This is a genomic window from Fibrisoma montanum, from assembly GCF_003583365.1.
In the GTDB taxonomy this organism is placed as follows: Bacteria; Bacteroidota; Bacteroidia; order Cytophagales; family Spirosomataceae; genus Fibrisoma; species Fibrisoma montanum.
On the sequence record NZ_QXED01000001.1, the window covers coordinates 181,248 to 198,424 of the forward strand.

The 17,177-nt window shown below is 52.9% G+C and carries 14 protein-coding genes; 3 read left to right on the forward strand and 11 right to left on the reverse strand.

Annotated elements, in window-relative coordinates:
- Positions 1-148: 148 nt before the first annotated feature.
- The 10 genes from DYU11_RS00815 to DYU11_RS00860 all read right to left on the reverse strand — a co-directional run bounded on the left by DYU11_RS00815 (position 149) and on the right by DYU11_RS00860 (position 11,242).
- Positions 149-1,156, reverse strand: coding sequence for an SMP-30/gluconolactonase/LRE family protein (locus DYU11_RS00815; protein ID WP_199736645.1), 1,008 nt, complete (start codon positions 1,154-1,156; stop codon positions 149-151).
- A gap of 169 nt (positions 1,157-1,325) precedes the next feature.
- Positions 1,326-2,834 carry a carboxypeptidase regulatory-like domain-containing protein gene (locus DYU11_RS00820; protein WP_119665752.1) on the reverse strand — a complete coding sequence of 503 codons (1,509 nt, stop codon included), beginning with the start codon at positions 2,832-2,834 and terminating at the stop codon, positions 1,326-1,328.
- Positions 2,835-2,890: 56 nt separating this feature from the next.
- Entirely contained in the window at positions 2,891-4,306 is a 1,416-nt protein-coding gene (locus DYU11_RS00825; protein ID WP_119665753.1) for a CsgG/HfaB family protein, read from the reverse strand.
- A 37-nt stretch (positions 4,307-4,343) separates the two neighbouring features.
- Positions 4,344-4,766, reverse strand: coding sequence for a curli production assembly/transport component CsgF (locus DYU11_RS00830; RefSeq protein ID WP_119665754.1), 423 nt, complete (start codon positions 4,764-4,766; stop codon positions 4,344-4,346).
- A gap of 44 nt (positions 4,767-4,810) precedes the next feature.
- Positions 4,811-5,329 (reverse strand): CsgE family curli-type amyloid fiber assembly protein, encoded by a 519-nt coding sequence (locus DYU11_RS00835; protein WP_119665755.1) that lies wholly within the window; start codon positions 5,327-5,329, stop codon positions 4,811-4,813.
- Entirely contained in the window at positions 5,326-5,823 is a 498-nt protein-coding gene (locus tag DYU11_RS00840) for a hypothetical protein (RefSeq protein ID WP_119665756.1), read from the reverse strand. Before DYU11_RS00840 ends, DYU11_RS00835 begins: the two co-directional genes overlap by 4 nt.
- 102 nt (positions 5,824-5,925) lie before the next feature.
- On the reverse strand, positions 5,926-8,478 hold the full coding sequence (locus DYU11_RS00845; protein ID WP_119665757.1) for a beta strand repeat-containing protein: 2,553 nt from the start codon (positions 8,476-8,478) through the stop codon (positions 5,926-5,928).
- Positions 8,479-8,554: 76 nt separating this feature from the next.
- Positions 8,555-9,994, reverse strand: a complete 1,440-nt coding sequence (locus DYU11_RS00850; RefSeq protein ID WP_229365649.1) for a hypothetical protein — start codon at positions 9,992-9,994, stop codon at positions 8,555-8,557.
- Between the two features lie 262 nt (positions 9,995-10,256).
- The gene (locus DYU11_RS00855) at positions 10,257-10,694 is read right to left on the reverse strand and encodes a curlin repeat-containing protein (protein ID WP_119665759.1); all 438 of its coding nucleotides are present in this window, start codon (positions 10,692-10,694) and stop codon (positions 10,257-10,259) included.
- Complete coding sequence (locus DYU11_RS00860) at positions 10,691-11,242, reverse strand: hypothetical protein (RefSeq protein WP_119665760.1); 552 nt, start codon at positions 11,240-11,242, stop codon at positions 10,691-10,693. Before DYU11_RS00860 ends, DYU11_RS00855 begins: the two co-directional genes overlap by 4 nt.
- Before the next feature lie 952 nt (positions 11,243-12,194).
- Here DYU11_RS00860 and DYU11_RS00870 point away from each other — a divergent pair.
- On the forward strand, positions 12,195-12,845 hold the full coding sequence (locus DYU11_RS00870; RefSeq protein ID WP_119665762.1) for an oxidoreductase: 651 nt from the start codon (positions 12,195-12,197) through the stop codon (positions 12,843-12,845).
- Between the two features lie 175 nt (positions 12,846-13,020).
- Here DYU11_RS00870 and DYU11_RS00875 read toward each other — a convergent pair whose 3' ends face one another.
- Complete coding sequence (locus tag DYU11_RS00875) at positions 13,021-15,477, reverse strand: glutaminase family protein (protein ID WP_119665763.1); 2,457 nt, start codon at positions 15,475-15,477, stop codon at positions 13,021-13,023.
- A gap of 256 nt (positions 15,478-15,733) precedes the next feature.
- On the opposite strand from DYU11_RS00875, the gene DYU11_RS00880 reads away from it, so the two are divergent.
- Positions 15,734-16,195: a GNAT family N-acetyltransferase gene (locus tag DYU11_RS00880; RefSeq protein ID WP_119665764.1), complete on the forward strand. Its 462-nt coding sequence runs from the start codon at positions 15,734-15,736 to the stop codon at positions 16,193-16,195.
- Positions 16,195-17,133: a serine hydrolase gene (locus DYU11_RS00885; RefSeq protein ID WP_119665765.1), complete on the forward strand. Its 939-nt coding sequence runs from the start codon at positions 16,195-16,197 to the stop codon at positions 17,131-17,133. The genes DYU11_RS00880 and DYU11_RS00885 overlap by 1 nt, the downstream gene beginning before the upstream one ends.
- Positions 17,134-17,177 lie beyond the last annotated feature (44 nt).

The following is a 17,177-nucleotide window of genomic DNA, read 5'->3' on the forward strand; positions in this document are numbered from 1 at the left end:
AGCTCAATCCCTTACAAAGATAACAAAAGCAAAGACGAATGTTTCCTGCTGTTTGGTAATGTTAGGGTAATCCAGTAATTCATTCAATACTTGCAATTTACCGGTCTTAGCTAAGCTCCCGCCTGACCGGAACTGGGCAGCCCGGATGTTACCAGCCTTTCGCTGTGGTCCTGACCCGACAGAGGTACATGTCGGCGGTGATGTACAGCGTTGAGCCATCGTCGCCCCAGGCGCAGTTGGCCGTTGCGCCCCCGATGTTGATGTGCCCCAGAAACTCGCCTTTCGGCGACAGCACCAGCACCCCGCCCGGTCCCGTGGTCCAGATGTTACCGTCGCGGTCCAATTTCATGCCATCGAAACCGCCCCGAAGGCCCTGTTTCTGCAGTCCGTCGGGGCCAAAGATCATTGTCCCCTTGCCGATGGTTCCGTCGGCCTGAATGGGATACGCCATAATGACGGGCTTCTCAGGGTCTGACTGAGCTACGTACAGCGTCTTTTCATCGGGCGACAGGGCGATGCCGTTCGGCCGGGTCAGGTCATCGACCAGCATCGATACGGTGCCGTTGGGCGCGATGCGATAAACGCCAAACTTGTCGATCTCCCGCGACGGATCTTTTTCTTTTTTAGGTAAGCCGTAGGGCGGATCGGTGAAATAGTAACTGCCGTTGGAATGAGCCACTACGTCGTTGGGGCTGTTGAACCGCTTGCCTCCGAAGGTATCAGCCAGCGTTTTTTTGCCTCCACTCCCGCTCAGAGGCATAGCCGTTACACGCCGGTCGCCGTGTTCGCAGGCGATGAGCTGTCCCTGCGCATCAATGGTCAGGCCGTTGGAACCCGGTTCGTCACCGTAGGGCAGCAGGCCGGTGTAGCCCGAAGGCTTCAGGAACGGCTGGCAGCCTTCTTTTTCGGTCCATTTGTAAATGGTGTTGGCCGGTACATCGGAGAACAGCAGGTAGCTGCCGTTTTTAACCCAGACCGGCCCTTCCGACCACTCGAATCCGGTGGCCAGCACCTCAATTTTCGCGTCTTTGGGGATAAGTTTATCAATTCGGGGGTCAGTACGTACAATATGACCAATCGTAGGGTAATTTGGCGCCTGGGCCAGTGTACCTGCCGCAGCCAGGAGGAAAGCCGGAATCAGTAGGTTTGCGTTCATAAGGTTAACCGTAGGAATGTACAACAACATTACAAACGTTTGACCGGCCGCGCAAGCCACAAAAAGTTCTGGCACCGCCAACGCTCAGGAAGGGGCAGTGCCAGATACTGCATTATTAGCTATAAAGTCTATTCGCGCCGGATTAGCCGTCCGGCGTGGATAGCACGCTTTACCGCCAGTACGGCATTTCTGCCTGAGAAAGTGCCTGCGTCCGGTTACCGCCGGTGATGTCCAGCACGAACACGTTCCGCTGACCGGTGCCGGTATTATCGGTATTAGTAAAAATTACGCGCGAACCATTCGGTGAGAAACGCGGGTCAAGATCATTGGTGCCGGTGGGTTTCACGTTGACATTCTGGTTGTTGACCCGCAGCGTCGACAGATCCACTAGTTCACCCGTCGCCAGCGTCAATAGGGTAAGTCGTGCATCGAGCTGCCGGCCCTGCTCATTCGAAAAATCACTTACGTCGTACGAGAACAGCACTTGCCGGCCATCAACGGAAAACACGGGATTGCTCACCCGACTGTTCGGCCGACTGAAGACCAGGTCGGGTTGCCCGCCATCCGGCGAAAAGAGCAGCAGATTATTATTGTACAGATTACCGTTTGTTATCCGGGCGATGATGCGATTCCCTACGCCGGTCCAGTCGCAGCCGGCAAACGTCTGTCCCGGAGCCGCCTGCCCCACCAGCCGCAGCCCGGTTCCGTCAGTCCGGACGGCATACAGCTTATCGTTGCTCGGATAGAGCAGTTGTGTTCCGTCCGGCGACCAGCAGAATGACAGATCCGTGGCCGACAGACCCGCCACCGGTACGTTCGTTACCCGGCGCAGGCCACTGCCGTCGCGGTTCATTATGTACAGATGCAGGTCAGTTTCGGCGTTGGAAATAAACGCAATCTGCTCCCGATTCGGGCTCACAATAGGCCGCCAGTTGCTGCCCACGCTGGTCAGCTGAATGGCATCGCGGTCTGTGTTCGCCGTAAAAATCTGGTAACGCCCGTCGATGCGCCGGGCAAACACGTAGGCAAAATCCGGGAACGGGATCGTCCGGAACGACCATACGTCGCTGTTGACGGTGTTGACGCCGTCTTTAACGATCACCTGCCAGTAGTACGTCGCGTTGTAGGCCAGGTTGTCGACCACCAGCGTATCCTGCCGGACGCCCGTGTACGACCGGGTTGGGGTCGTGCTGCCTTCGCGGAACAGCAATACGTCGTACGTCAGCGTATCGCGGTTGGGGTCAGTTGCTTTCCAGCGCAATATTGGCCGGATCGGTACCTGCGTAGCACCGGGTGCCGGACTGGGCTGCGATGCGGCCGTGGGCGGACGGTTCTGCGCCCGGTCGTTCACGAGCAACACCGTCACAACGGCAATCAGCGACTGGTCCGATTCGACCGTTACGACCTCCGACCGGAAGCCTTCTTTCGTTACCTGGATGGTGTATTTACCGGCCAGTACGCTGTCAAATCGAAAATTACCCGTTGAGTCGGTTTCGGTAATCCGGCCGGCCGGACTGAGCCTCACCAGCGCATCCCTGACCGGCTGACGATCAGTGTTAAGCAGCACCTGGCCCCGAACGGAGCCTACCTGCCGCGGTTCAACAAACGTGTCTTCTTCGCACCCCCACAGGAGCACCAGATTGGCAAGAATGCCAAGCACTACGATCAAATATCTCATTTATAGCTAAGTAAATCGGCCAAAGCCGGAATGATTGTGGATGACGTAATCTGGCCCTACTTCTTCGCCACATTTTTCGGTGTGGGGGGTGTAAAACGGCCCAGGTTCAATACCAGCCCCAGCGACGCCCGGAGGTAATAGTCGTTGAAGCGACCAGCCGTGATGCCGTCGAGGTCGTCGGTGAGGGGCTGGGCGTACTCCAGCGTGGTCCGGAAGCTGATGGCCTTAGCGGGGGTGTACTGAAGCCCGATACCGCTGTTGATCTTATAATAACGACTTCCCTCCAGCTCGAAAGCCGTATTGCCGCGCCGGGAGATCATTCCCGCCCCGACGTAGAAGAACGGCGTTGTGCGCTGGAACGGCAGCATCCGGAAAAACAGGTTGGCATCCAGCGTACTGACGTTTGACCGGAAGGTTTCGCGGCTGGCCAGCGTCCCCACTCCGCCGTTAAGCTGAAGGGCGAACACCGGTGTGATGTGGAAATCGAACGAGGCACCGTAGCCCGTTTCGAGCACCCGCCGACCGTAGTCGCCCGAGTAGCGCCAGACCGCTCCGTAGGGTTGCAGACACCAGAACGGGGCATTCATGGGATATTTCCGGACCCCATATACGTCCGTCTCGCTCATCTCGGTCTTTTCCTTGTCGTAGGCGTCGAGCAGCGGTTTGGTCTGCGCGACCGCTTTGTCGTTTACGGCCCACAGCCCATCGCGGATCCCCTCGATCACCAGTGAGTGAACCGCCTTTTCAATAGCCTCCGTTACGGCCATCTGCGCCGGTTCGTTGGTGGTAAAACCCGTTTCAGCTTCCAGCAGCCGCTTGAACCGGACGTAACGGAAAATTCCGGCATCGACCGACTGCGACAGGATGGTTTTCGACGTGTACACCGTTTTGAGAATCTTGCCCGACCGGGTTGCTACGGCCCGCAGATACACCGTTACGCGGTCCTGCCGGTACTGCGTGGAACCACCCGTGGCGAAATACTTCAGACCCGCCCCGCCCGTGATGATGTTGGCGTCGTAGGAAACCACGCCCCCTTCCAGAATAACACCCGCGAACAGCAGCGGGGGCAGGTTTTCGCCGTCTTTGTACTGTGCTACGCTGGACCGTACGATCTTCCGTTCGTTCAGAAGGTTACCAACGTTTTCGCGCTCGATGGGCGTAAACCAGCCGCTTTCTTCGAGGGCCTTCAGCAGAATGTTGGTCGTACCCTGCGATACGGCCGTCGAGAACGTAGAGCCGACCTCCGACTGCTTGTACTGACCGGTCTGATCACGGAATTTGTAGACGGCCGCTACCACCTTTTCCTTGGCGGGGGGCAGTCGACGCAGTTCAGTTGTGATGGCCGTTTCTTCGCCCAGCCGGGCGGCCCGGGGACGGGTTGGCTGATGAAAATAGGGGCTACACCCGGTTAGTACCCAGCCCAATGCCGAGACGATTACCCAGGGTAATGCTCTTCCCTGTAGGAATGACATGATATACTAAGAAAAGAAGTGGATAGAAAGACCCCGATCAGAAATATGGAACCGTAACGGTGGTTTCGCCCCCGCGGCCATCCGTGATGCGGATAATGATGCCGTCGGTTCCGTTGGTAATATCGACCTGAAAATCGCCGAACCGGTACGTACCCTCCTTAATATCCTCTTCGCCGAACTGCTGGTTAACGAGGTTGTTGGTGATCCGGCTTAACAACTGCCGCTGTAAACTTTCGGCAAAGCTGTTGAGGGTATTCTGGCTCGTGTTGGTCGACGTTGTCGTACGCTGAATGCTGGGGTCTTTGAGCTTATCCTGCGCCTGGGCAGAGCTGAGCATCCAGGCGTAATTGAAGGTGTTGCCGCCGAACGATGGGTTCACCGGGCGGTAGATCAACTGCTGACCGTGGGCCATAGGCAGACCCAGCAGAAGCCAGCAGCTCCACTGTAGAACTCGTTTCATGGAAAGGAATTTTTAAAACTTTATAGCTTGCTATTGGCACTAACTCAAAAAATACCGGACCCTCGCTGGTCCTCATCACCCAGTTGCTGCTGAGTGTCCCGGTAACTGATAATGTACTGACGGATCGTTTCGACCGCATTCAGCGCGTACTCTTCGATCACATCCTGCCGGGCCTGCACGAACTGCTGCCAGAGGAGCTGATCATTGACCGACACCGATACGATGTTGCCGATTCCCGATGTAGAAGGCAGTTCCTCGATGGTGACCAGAAACACATCCAGTTCAAAATCCAGGGGTTTGCGGGCCAGTTGACTCGTGTCGGCCGGGGCCGAGGGCGGAGCGTTGACGTAGGCTTTATAGAACGTTTCGTAGAAATCGCGACCAATCTTGCTGCGGGTATTGTCGAGCAGCAGACTCTCGGCGCCTTCTTCGGTGAGCGTTTCTTCCTTCAGCACTTCATTCAGATCGCCCATACCTTCTACTTCCGGGTCCTGCGCCAGGCAGAAACTGCTGACGAATACGCCCAGCAGAAAGGCCACAAACCGGACGTAGCGGTGATTCATCGGACGTTGGTGATTTGTAACTGCATCCCACCCGACTGCTCTACCTTGATGGGCACGCCCGTCGCGAACGGATAGCCGTCGCTGGTCAGGCGGTTGCCGTCGCCCCGCTGGGTGATCTCAAGCTGCTCGTTGCTGGCCCGTACGTTGCGCAGGTCCAGCGTGTTGCTGTTGCCGAGCTGCCCAAACGTGAAGGTGTTCTGATCGCCGAGCAACTCCAGACCCAGCTGATTGCCATTCCCGTTCTGCGTAAAACTCAGGCGATTGCCGGTTCCTCCTCCCGACAGGTTCACGCCGTTGCCCGCGCCGGTCTGGCTGATGGCAATCTCCGGTGAGCCGCCCGTGGTGGTCTGCCCCGGCGTAAACTGCGACAGCACGGCCTGCGTCTCATCGGAGAACTGCACGCCCGGCCGCCATAAGGCTTCTGACTGGACCTGCGACTGTGCGCAAACCCCAAACGGCAGGAACGCGATCAACCAAACTAGATTACGTATCATGATTCTCTGGAAGTTAGGGTTAAAAACGGCCACCGGGTCAACATTCTGCAACACGAACCCGATGAACCGTTTTAACCATCCACACTGGTTACCTGTTTGCGATTAGGGGTTGACCTGCTGCGAAATGACCAGGTTACCGGCTCCGGTCTGGTTCAGCAGCATGCTGTTGCTTGAAGTACCAACACCCGTCTGCGTAATGTTGGCCTCATTGTTCCCACCGTTCTGCGTAGCAAACGTATCGACACCGCCAAGGCCACCGACTTTGTTCCCGTCCCCGTTTTGGGTGATGGTTGCAATCTGGTTACCGGTTCCCTGATCGATCAATACGCGGTTAGCTGTGCTGGTAGCGCCGTTCTGCTGCTTTACGGTAAGCTGATCGCCACCGTTCTGCTTGGCTTTCGTTTCGTCGCCACCATCCTGCGTGATATTCACTTTGTTCGAGTTGCCCGAAACATAAAGACCACGTGCCGAGGTAAGATCAACGATTGTGCCACCACCGCCACTGGTACCAACTTTGTTACCGTCACCATTCTGGGTGATTTTAACCTCATTTTTGTTACCAACGCCAGTTGCATTACTTTCAATGGCCATGTTTACCTGATTGGCACTGGTAGCTCCATTAGAGCCACCACCCGTCTGAGATATAGTAACCTCGTTATAGTCACCACTAATAAACAGGCCACGCCGGGAGTTGGAAATTCCAGTACCTGTTTCAGCACCACTGTTGTCTCTACCAATCCAGTTCCCAGCGCTTCCGCCTTGTGAATCCTGATTGACTGTTACAGTGTTGTTATCACCGTTGATTTCGGCGTTTACACGGTTACGAGTAAACGCTTGACCATTTTGACCAATCTGAGTTATGAACACTTTATTATCCATACCAGGCGTTCCAGTTGGAGACCCGTTGTCTCCGTAGACCCGTACACTTGCAAAGTGGCGATTGCCTGTTTGATCAATCAGGAAGTTAGGGCTATTTTGGGCCGAATTGTTTGCTGACCGTAAGATAAAAAAAGCATCGTGTCGCCCATTACCAGCCTGTTTAATTTCAATATTATTGTAGTCGTTACCCGTTCCACGAAGGGGTGTCATTCGAACAGTAGCCTCATTGACACTCCCCGTCTGAGTAATTTTTGTTTTGTTGTAATCACCAAATGCTTCTACTTCGTTTGCCATATTATTCGAGCCACTTTGAGTGATTGTCGTCTCATTACCTGTTCCTACCTGAATAACCCCTAATACTTCTGCCGTTGAGGTATTAGGATCAGTAGCCAGACTAGACGGAGCGGCTGAGTTAGTGTTGCCAGTTTGTGAAACAGTAATCTGGTTCAGTGTTCCCTGCTGAGTAGCAACCGCTTTGTTGTTATTTTTGGCGTCTCCATCGGCACCCTGCGTAACCGAAATCGTGTTGTTCTTCGTTTCAATACCGGTGGCACCGTTTTGATACGTAATTACCGTATTGACGTTGCTACCCGAACCATACTGAGTTACTGTCGACGTATTGCCTGAACTATTGTTATTCTGGTTAACAGTCGCCGTATTAAGATTACCCCGCTGCGTAGTGGTAGCCGTATTACCCGAGCTTACGCCAAGTGCACCAGCGTTCTGATTGGTAGTGGCCGTCTGGCTGGTACCGGTCTGATCGATGGTCAACGTATTGCCCGAGCTGGCGTTACCCCCGAAAACCCCATTTTGATTGGCTGTTGCGGTGTTGCCGGTTCCTCCCTGCGTAACCGTTGCCTTGTTGGTCGAACTGTTGTCCTGTTGCTTAACCGTAGCGGTATGTGAACCACCACCCGTTTGATCGACCTGCGTCGTGTTATCAACCGAGTTATTATTCTGATCTACGGTTGCAGTAGAACCGGCGGTCCCAGACTGCGTAACCGTTGCCCCATTCCCCAGCGTACCGGCACCACCGCTGCCGTTGTTCTGGTTAACCGTTGCGGTGTTTGTGTTGCTGCTTTGCGTAATGGATGCTTCGTTACCCTGGCTGGCTCCGGCAGCACCTCCCTGCTGGTTGACCGTAGCGGTATTCTTGTTAACAGCCGTTCCAGGCGTGTTCCCCGAGAACCCCTGGAAAATATCAGCCGTGTTGCCCGACGAGTTATTCGATTGGTTGATGGTACCGGTATTGACATTGGCCGAACCACCGCTGCCATTCTGGCGTACCTCGGCGTTGTTGCTTGTGCTACCACCCAGCGCACCACCGTTCTGATTGATAGTGGCAGTGCTGTACGTGCCTTGCTGCTGCGTTCCGGCAAAGTTCCCTAGTCCGGCTGCGCTTCCCTGATTGGCGCCGGTCCCCGTTGTCAGACCGCCACTTAAACCGGTAGCCGTACCGTTCTGGTTGATCTCCGACGTATTGTTGGCTCCATTTTGAGTAGCACCCGCCCGGTTACCCTGCGAACCGTCCTTTTGATTTACAGTAGCCGTATTAGGTCCCGTCGTATTTCCGTTCTGGAACGTACCAGCATAATTACCGTAGTTTGTCTGGGCACCCTGCATCTGCTGGATGTTAGACGTCTGATTGTTGCTTCCAATCTGCTGGGCCGCGGCCTGCTGGCTGGAACCATTCTGGTTAACCGTTGATGTATTTTGCGCATAAGCCGCAGCCGCCATCAGCAACAGCGCCGACCCAGTTAGTATGATTTTCTTCATGAATAGCGTGATTTACAAGTATGAAAACCAAGACAAGCCGCCTGCTGATGCAGGCGGCTTGTACTAATCAGCCTTATTACGGATTGGCTACGCCAGTCTGCATAATGGTAGCGGAGTTACCAGTGCCTTCCTGCGACACGTTAGCAAAGTTTGGGGCATAAGGCGCTGAACCACCAGAGTTCTGATCAACTTTTAGATAGTTATCAGTTCCCTTCTGGGTAGCAAATGACCCTTCTGCACCATTTGCATTACGCACCTGGTTAAAGTCACCAGTTTGAGTAATGAATCCCTGGTTTCCCGTACCTACCTGCTCCAGCCGGGCCTGGTTGTCACTGTACTCCTGCTTGATGGACGCTACGTTGTTGTCAGAAGGAGCTGCGCTGCTGCTTCCCTGCTTAATGAAAGCGACATTACCCGAACCAGCGAATGTACCGCCAATGTTCTGCTCAATCGTAGCGGTGTTACCCGTTGCAACCCCTGGTGTTATAGGTGAGCTACCACCAGCATTGTAAGCATTAATCTGCTCAATAGTTGCCTCGTTAGGTCCAAAAGCGGTAGTACCATTTTGTTTGATCGTAGCCAGGTTGTCGGCTGAAGCATCGATTTGCTTAATCGTTGCGATGCTTCCAAATCCAACCTGTTGAACAACTGCCTGGTTGTGATGGCTATTGTTGTTCTGGTCAACAAACGCGTCGTTGCTCGATCCGGCTTGGGTTACCTTTACATCATTATTGTAGCTGCTGCCCATACCGCCACCCAACTGATTGACGGTAGCATCGTTGCCAGAACCAGACTGATCAACATCAGTCACGTTGCTGTAGCTGCTGACGCCGTTACCTTCCTGCTTCACGATAGCCTTATGGCCACCACTACCTGCCTGATCAACGAAGCTTTTGTTGTTGCTTGAATTGTTGTTCTGGAAAACTTCAGCCGTTGATCCTGTTGCTGAACCGGATTGATTAACGATTGCCTCGTTGTCCGTACTCAAGTTGTTCTGCAATACTGTAGCCGTGTTGCCATTGCTTGTTTGCGAGATGGTAGCGTCATTGCTCGTGCTGGCTCCGGCTTCACCACCGTTTTGCTCAACAGTGGCTTTGTTGCCTTTAACTGGCGTCAGCGCAGTCGAAGCGTCACTTCCTTGATAAATATCAGCAAGGTTGCCAGACGAATTGTTTGACTGGCTGATCGCACCATTGTTTTTTTCAGCATCACTAGAACCAGTACCGCTACCATTCTGTCTGATCTCACCATTATTAGTGGTACTATTGTTATTCTGATTAATCGTAGCCGTTCCGTATGTTCCTACCTGCTGCGTTCCAGCAAAGTTACCGCTACCAGCTGCGTTTCCCAGCGTTGCTTTCTCAGAAGCGCCACCGCTTGCTCCCTGAACTCCTCCATTTTGATTAATCGTAGATGAGTTGTTTGCGCCCGCCTGGTCAGCAGCCGCCCGGTTTCCCTGCGACCCATCCTTTTGGTTAATCTCTGCCGTATTGGGGCCGCTTGTCGGTGTACTCAACGTTCCCTGAAAGGTAGCCGCGTAGTTACCATAGTTTGAAGAGCTTCCCTGCGTCTGCTGGATGTTGGAAGTTTGACTGTTTCCCTGCTGGCCTACTTCTGCTGTTTGAGCCGTACCGTTCTGGTTAACAGTTGACTGATTAGACTGGGCGAAGCCCGCTGCTGCGAAGGCCATCAGGGCCACGCCGGTAAGAATAACTTTTTTCACTGTGAATAGAATTTTAGAGATTACACAAAAATGGGTTGCAATAAACGTGAGTGCACTACGGCCTGTTACGCCGTCTGGTGGGGCGGGTCTTTCGGGTCGGCTGCGCCTTGGTTGGCTCCGTCTTGCGCAGTTCGATCGTGTTTTCGTTCGTGCCCGACGACTGATTGATCGTCGCCGTTGAGTTACCTTCCTGCTGCAACTCGACCGAGTTAGGGCCACTGTTGTGCTGGTTGATCGTCGTTTGGGTGTTGGCTCCCACCCGTAGGCTTACCTGATTTCCTTCGCCGGTGCGGCTTTTTGAGTCGTTGGTTTTGCTGCTGCTATCAGTATCGTCGCTGTTCTGATTGATCACAATGGAGTTGCCCGAACCGGATTGCGAAACCACCGCCCGGTTGCCCGACGGTCCGCCGGACTGGTTAATTGATACCGAGTTCTGCCCGAAGGCGGCCGACACGGAGAGCATGGCGAGTCCCGCCAGTAATGGCTTTTTCATGGATTCGACTGATTAATGGTTATGGTATTGTTGATGCCATTCTGGTACACCTGGACCGTGTGGCCACCCGCCTGGTTCAGGAAAAGCTGATTGCCGGTCCCGATCTGCCGGGCCGAGGCATCGCCGTTAATTCCCATCAAGACGTTATTCCCGCCGGTCTGCATAATATTGGCCATGTTGCCATTGCCGTCCTGAATCAGGCTGAGCTTGTTTTCGGCCGCTTCCTGAATGGCCATGACCTGATTGCCGTTACCCATCTGGCTGATGGTCATGTAATTACCAGCCCCGGTCTGGCTGGCCTGCACGTCGTTCAGATCACCTTTCTGGTTAATGAAAGCTTCTGGACCAGTGCCCGAATGATTGTGTTGATGAAGCGTAATCGTATTGGTTTCTCCGTCCTGTATTGCCTGCACCTTGCTGAATGTGCCGTTCTGCGTCAGCCTCGTCCCATTATTTTCTCCCTTCTGGCTCAGTGACACCTCATTCTGTTGAGCGTACAGTACACCCATAGAGAAAGTCATCAAAAGAGAGATTAGAAAACGTTTCATCGATAGAGTGAGTGTTCACAGAGTCGGTTACGGCGACTCAACTTTAAAAAATGTATGGAAATAGTATTTTATGTTCACCTTTTAACGCATAGAGACACAAGATTTCAGAACCGGCAGATACGCTCGTTCGAAATGACGTCAGGCTATGGTAAACCAGGGAAGAAAGTCGCACTACTGCAAAACGCAGTAAGGACTACACGTACGACCGAAGCAGCAAAGACTGGCTACGTACAGGATAAAGATGGAACTGGAAAAAGGAATTTAAGCGTGCGATACGAGTCGCAGGGGGTGGTGTCGCAGTGAAGCGAAATAGCTTGTGACCAGTAGTCGGCCGGCAGGCCCGGAGCCAGGGGCGATGTAATCCGGCGGGTAACGGGTTGAGTAAGCATTATAAAAAGTTTGTCAGTGTGGATGTTTTCTTCAGATCAAGAGTTTTCGATTAAGCTTTGAGAGCGTCATCGGCCTGCTGACTGAATTACGTTTCAAATATAGTAGTGTAATTTCACTTGGCAAGTCACTCACCTATTATCATTTTAACCTTAGTACCAACAAATGACAATTGTATCAAGGCAAAATACAGTGAATTGTATTGTATATACAAATAAAACTATACCACATTAACTTTATGCTTTCCAAATAATGAAAACTATATCTCTTATATAGTATTCATTATTTTGTATTTTTCTAATCAGCTACTCTTTATTTTATGGTCCTGTGGACCAACCTTCTGCGTTAACTTTTTCTCTAAAGTGATTAAGCGGTAGAAAAATTTTTACAATTTTTCTCTCTATAATTCAATATATACAAAAGTATTTATTCATGTATTAACTTTATCGACGTACTTACCAGACGGGCTTCTTGTCTGTTTCAGTTATGTACAATAGGATTAATGGGGTCAAACGTTTAGTATGCAGCGCGCCGACTAACTTAGAGCGAAAACCACTGCCAGCGTATGACACCAATTAACAGTAAAACGGCTCTTGTACTCGGTGCCACCGGCCTGATCGGCGATCGGCTAACCCATCAGCTTGTTGATTCCATGGTTTACGAGAAGGTGAAGGTTTTTGTTCGTAAATCGTTACCGTGGCAGCATCCTCGCCTGCAGGAGATTGCATTTGATTATGATCATCCCAACGGGTTGCTTACTCAGGCTGATGATATTTTCTGCTGCCTCGGCACAACGATGAAAAAAGCCGGTTCGAAAGAAGCGTTTCGGAAAGTAGATTACCAGTACCCGCTTACCATTGCCCGTCTGGGGCTGGAACACGGTGCCCGACAGTTCGCTATCGTTACGGCAATGGGAGCCGATACGAACTCCCTATTCTTTTACAACCGGGTTAAGGGCGAAGTTGAACGCGACCTGGCCGCGCTGAATTACCCTACGTTGCTTATCTTCCGACCGTCGCTCCTGCTGGGCGATCGCTCCGAAAGTCGCCTTGGAGAACGAGTGGCTGAAGGAGCTATGCGGCTGTTCAACTCATTCATTCCGGCGAAATATAAAGGGGTTAAAGCCGATAAGGTAGCCAATGCGATGCTGGCCACCACGCAGCAGAGCCTAAGCGGCAAGCATGTGTTTGAATCGGATGCCATACAGACCTACTAGTTTCCTATACAAAAAAGCAGGCACGAGGTGAATCACCCGTCGTGCCTGCTTTTTTATGAATGCACTATAATACTACTTCAGGATCTTTTTTGCGTGTTCGTATGTCACCCCAAACCCCTGAGAGGTTGTTTGGGGCAAAGCGAAGTACCAACTTGAAACTGGTACAGTACGCTGTTTATTTTCGCAGCCTTCCGGCAAGCATCTTTATAAAATAACCGCCAACCACCGAACGAGCCCGGAAATCAATCTGCCGGCCATCCGTCGTTTCGTGCCAGTCGCCGAGCGGAATGCGCTCAGGTCCCTGATTCACAAATCGGACGATTGGCTCAATCAGCGCCCGGAACTCATCGGGGTCGTCGGTCATGGTTGCCGTCCAGACAATCCAGTCCGACTTAGTGTACGTTCGGCGGCTATCCAATGGCAAACCAAATCGCTGTTGTTTGGTCAGGTAGAAGGCTATTTCCCTGTCGATAACCTCAGTCGGAAAAACTCCTAAGCCCAGCAGCTTATCCCAGACCAGATTATACTTCTGACTCCAGGTACCCGGATTCTCAAACGTCAGTGCATAATGGTCGCCATCGTCGGCCAGCTTCATCCACCGGCGGGCCAGCGCACGGGCTAACTCCATGTATTCGGCCTCCCGCCAGCTATCGCCCAGGCGACCAGCCAGGTACCCATAGCAGGCAATTCCGAGAATAGCTTTTGCCGACAGATTGGCATTCCGGGCGATGTGTCCGGCAAAATCGTCGGTGCAAAGCTGATTGGCGGGATCGAAACCGTCGCGGGTCAGGTAATCGACCCAGGTACTCAACACCGTCCAATGCTTGCGGGCGTAGCTGGCGTTACCTTCTACGGCGGTAATAGCAGCCGTCAGAATCAGCATATTGCCGCACTCCTCAACCGGCATATCCTCGCCGTAGGTTTGCCCATTCGCAATGGGGTACGTACCCACGTCATGAGCCGCGAAGGGTTTCGTCCACCGGCCGCTTTCGGAATAATAGAAAATCGGCTCCATCATGCCTTTCAGCAGCACGGGGTTATAAAGCAGAAACAACGGAGCAGACGGATACGTAACATCGACCGTACCGATGGACCCATTACTGAAATTTTCTTTTGAGAAGAACAACGGCGTCCCATCGGGTCCGGCCACTAGTTTATGAGCGGCAATAGCCTGCCGGTAGCCCAGCACACATAGGTTAGCATAAGCAACCCCACCCGATTGTACCGCATCGTTGTACAACCGCTGATCGAAGGCGTCGCATTGCACACGGAGCCGGGTATAATCAGCCTCCGCATCCTGAAGTACCTGCTCGATCGTAGCGGTTTCAGTATCGGGCTGGCTGTAGCGTCGCCACCAGGCGTTGAGTGGCTGGCCAAAATATTCGATTGATTTTATGTCATCGTAACCAATCAGCAAATGGCGTTCGGCAGCCTGGGCATTTACCAGTCCCAGATCCATAGTCGTAGCCAGCACCGGCAGCGTATCGCTCGCCAGTCGGGGCATCTGTTCGTGCAGGTCCGTGACGCGGCCATCGCGCTCAAACTGATTCAGAGCACTGGCCAGCGACCCAATGCGTCGGCTGGTTTTTGCTTCAGCCGGCGACGCTACGTACAGGTACCCCCAGTCAATACGTACATCATCGCCTTTGCGGCCCAGTACGTTTTGCTCAACTGTTCCAACCCGCATGAAATCGAGTTTCCCGGCGCGTCCACGGCGCCACGTAACCAGCTGGTCGGGGGTATTAACGGCCACCTCGGCCGACACGTCGGTGTACACCTGTACATCGTGGTGGGTGCCATCGGTTGACTGAACGCGGTACGTAACATACTGCACCGGTCTCGACAGAACGTCGAGATTATCCATCAGCAATGGAGCCGTAAAGGTTACCGTCAGCTCAACGCCTTCAGCAACAAACGTATAGATGGACTGAGTGGCCGTAATTCGATGACTGGTCTGCTGAGCGGGTGGGTAGTTGAACAGCCGCTCCTCCATCAGCCCTACGTCGACAAAAGCGGGACCGGACTGCTGCCGACCGTGAAAAGCAATCAGATTCTGGCCCTTCCGAAGCACTTCCGACGCTTTCAGGTTAGTGGGCGTAACCCGATACGTAGGCGAGGCCTCGCCTACTTCAGCTACCGGGACCCCGTTGATGTATAATTTGTAGGCATCATTCTGAATGGCATTCACCAACAGGCGCCCTTCCGGTACGTCGTGGAGCGTGACGGTACGCCGAACGTATATATCCGACGACTCCCAGCGTGTAAGATCCTTATCCCGGCTACCAAACGCTCCCTGACCGGTTGGCCAGTGGGTATCGTCGAAATCAGGATGAGCCCAGGTGTCATTGGGTTGCCGGCTTGTCTCGTAACGGGCCTCGTAAGGATTTCGCTGGGCCGACGGAATAATGGTTTCACCCGCAAAAGACGGGTTTCCCATGAAGCGGTACACACGGCCATCAATACGAATCAGGCCATTCAGTTGATGCGGTCGTCCCGTCCAGTGGCGGGTTGTATCACCATTGAGCTGATCGCCAAAAGACCAGATGCTGGTACAAGGATCGATGGTGATTAATGGCGTTGCGGGTGGGTTTAAGGCCTCTGATGAAACAGTTGGCCCATCAGGTGTTGTCATAATTGCGTTATCAGTTACGGTTTTACAAATATAATTTTAAGTAAAACTCATTTGCATCTATATAACATATTTTTTTACTATTTTAATATACGCTTAAGAAACCTTATATAAGGATGACCTTACCGATGCTGTCGTGATGGGCTTGTCGTGCAACCATAAAAATGATTTCTTCTTTACAAGGCAGAGCTACAACCGGAATTTGCCGAAATTGAAGGCAGAATGTCAATCATTCCGAACCTAACGCTTATAGAAACGCATGCAAACCTCAGCTGAAACCCTAACGGCGGTTGTCATACGACCGGCAACCCAGCAGGACGGAAATGCGATTTATAATTTCCTGTGCGACCTGGAAGATACAACCCTGAACCCCACAGCGTTTCGGGCCATTTTTCGGCATAATCTGACGAATTCGCTGATTCATTATCTGGTGGCTGAGCTCAACAACGACGTAATTGGCTTCATTAGCTGTCATGTCCAGTATTTACTGCATCACACGGGTAAAGTAGGCGAAATTCAGGAGCTATACGTAAGACCGGCGTACCGCGGTCGCCGAATTGGTAAACAGCTAATGGCCGCGGTCGATAACCTCGCTCTCGAACATGGATTCATAAATCTGGAAGTCACAACCAATCAACACCGCACGGCAACCGTTCAGTTTTATGAACAGCTCGCCTTTCATCCTACTCACTATAAGCTGGTTAAATCGCTTGGCGCCTGATGCGTAGTCTGTACGTCCTTCTTCTCATAATTGGGTATTTATCCCCATCCGTACCTGCTCAGTCTACCCAACCCCGACGTAGCGACGCCCGACGTAACGACCCGAAGCTTGAACGTAAATTGACCGACCTGCTGGCTGGCTTTCGGGGTGATGTAGGCCTGTATGTTCGCCATCTGAAGACCGGTCGGACCGTATCACTGAATGCCGATACGCTTTTCCCAACGGCCAGCACGATCAAGATTCCGATTCAATGTGGCTTGTTTGCCAGGCTAGCCACTGGTGAACTGGCTTATCAGCAGGAACTTATCTATCGTGATTCCCTTCACTACGATGATGGCATTGTAGGCTCACTTAAAGACGGTGCCAGGATTCCACTTAGTCAGGTCGTGATGCTCATGGAAAGCGTCAGCGATAACACCGGCAGTCTCTGGTGCCAGGCGCTGGCTGGTGGAGGGCAGGCTATTAACAGCTGGCTCGACGCAAACGGCTTTCGGCAGACCCGTGTAAACTCCCGAACACCCAGCCGGGAGGCCAATCGAAAACAGTATGGCTGGGGTCAGACAACGCCCCGCGAACTAGCCGAACTACTCGTCTACATCCGCGAAGGTCGTGCTGTTAGCCCGGATGCGAGTGAACGCATGTATCGCAACCTTGGCCGACAGTACTGGGATGGCGATGCGCTGTCGCAGATCCCACCGGATGTGCAAGTGGCTACTAAAAACGGGGCAGTCAATCAGTCCCGTTCGGAGGTAGTGCTGGTTCACGCGCCCCACGGCGAGTACGTTTTTTGTCTGATGACTAAAAACCAGCAAGATGAACGCTGGACACGTACCAATGAAGGGGCTATGTTGCTGCGTCAGGTATCGGCTTTGCTCTGGCAGTATTTCGAACCCCGTTCTACCTGGAAACCGGCTGTCGGCTACGAAAAGTGGTGGTAACAAAAAAGCCCTTCCGGATCGCGGAAGGGCTTCATATAGGAGAT

Coding starts and splice junctions, on each gene's coding strand:
- DYU11_RS00860 (WP_119665760.1), bottom strand. CDS start 11,242: ATGAAACGTTTTCTAATCTCTCTTTTGATGACTTTCTCTATGGGTGTA.
- DYU11_RS00870 (WP_119665762.1), top strand. CDS start 12,195: ATGACACCAATTAACAGTAAAACGGCTCTTGTACTCGGTGCCACCGGC.
- DYU11_RS00815 (WP_199736645.1), bottom strand. CDS start 1,156: ATGAACGCAAACCTACTGATTCCGGCTTTCCTCCTGGCTGCGGCAGGT.
- DYU11_RS00825 (WP_119665753.1), bottom strand. CDS start 4,306: ATGTCATTCCTACAGGGAAGAGCATTACCCTGGGTAATCGTCTCGGCA.
- DYU11_RS00820 (WP_119665752.1), bottom strand. CDS start 2,834: ATGAGATATTTGATCGTAGTGCTTGGCATTCTTGCCAATCTGGTGCTC.
- DYU11_RS00880 (WP_119665764.1), top strand. CDS start 15,734: ATGCAAACCTCAGCTGAAACCCTAACGGCGGTTGTCATACGACCGGCA.
- DYU11_RS00875 (WP_119665763.1), bottom strand. CDS start 15,477: ATGACAACACCTGATGGGCCAACTGTTTCATCAGAGGCCTTAAACCCA.
- DYU11_RS00840 (WP_119665756.1), bottom strand. CDS start 5,823: ATGATACGTAATCTAGTTTGGTTGATCGCGTTCCTGCCGTTTGGGGTT.
- DYU11_RS00855 (WP_119665759.1), bottom strand. CDS start 10,694: ATGAAAAAGCCATTACTGGCGGGACTCGCCATGCTCTCCGTGTCGGCC.
- DYU11_RS00835 (WP_119665755.1), bottom strand. CDS start 5,329: ATGAATCACCGCTACGTCCGGTTTGTGGCCTTTCTGCTGGGCGTATTC.
- DYU11_RS00885 (WP_119665765.1), top strand. CDS start 16,195: ATGCGTAGTCTGTACGTCCTTCTTCTCATAATTGGGTATTTATCCCCA.
- DYU11_RS00830 (WP_119665754.1), bottom strand. CDS start 4,766: ATGAAACGAGTTCTACAGTGGAGCTGCTGGCTTCTGCTGGGTCTGCCT.
- DYU11_RS00845 (WP_119665757.1), bottom strand. CDS start 8,478: ATGAAGAAAATCATACTAACTGGGTCGGCGCTGTTGCTGATGGCGGCT.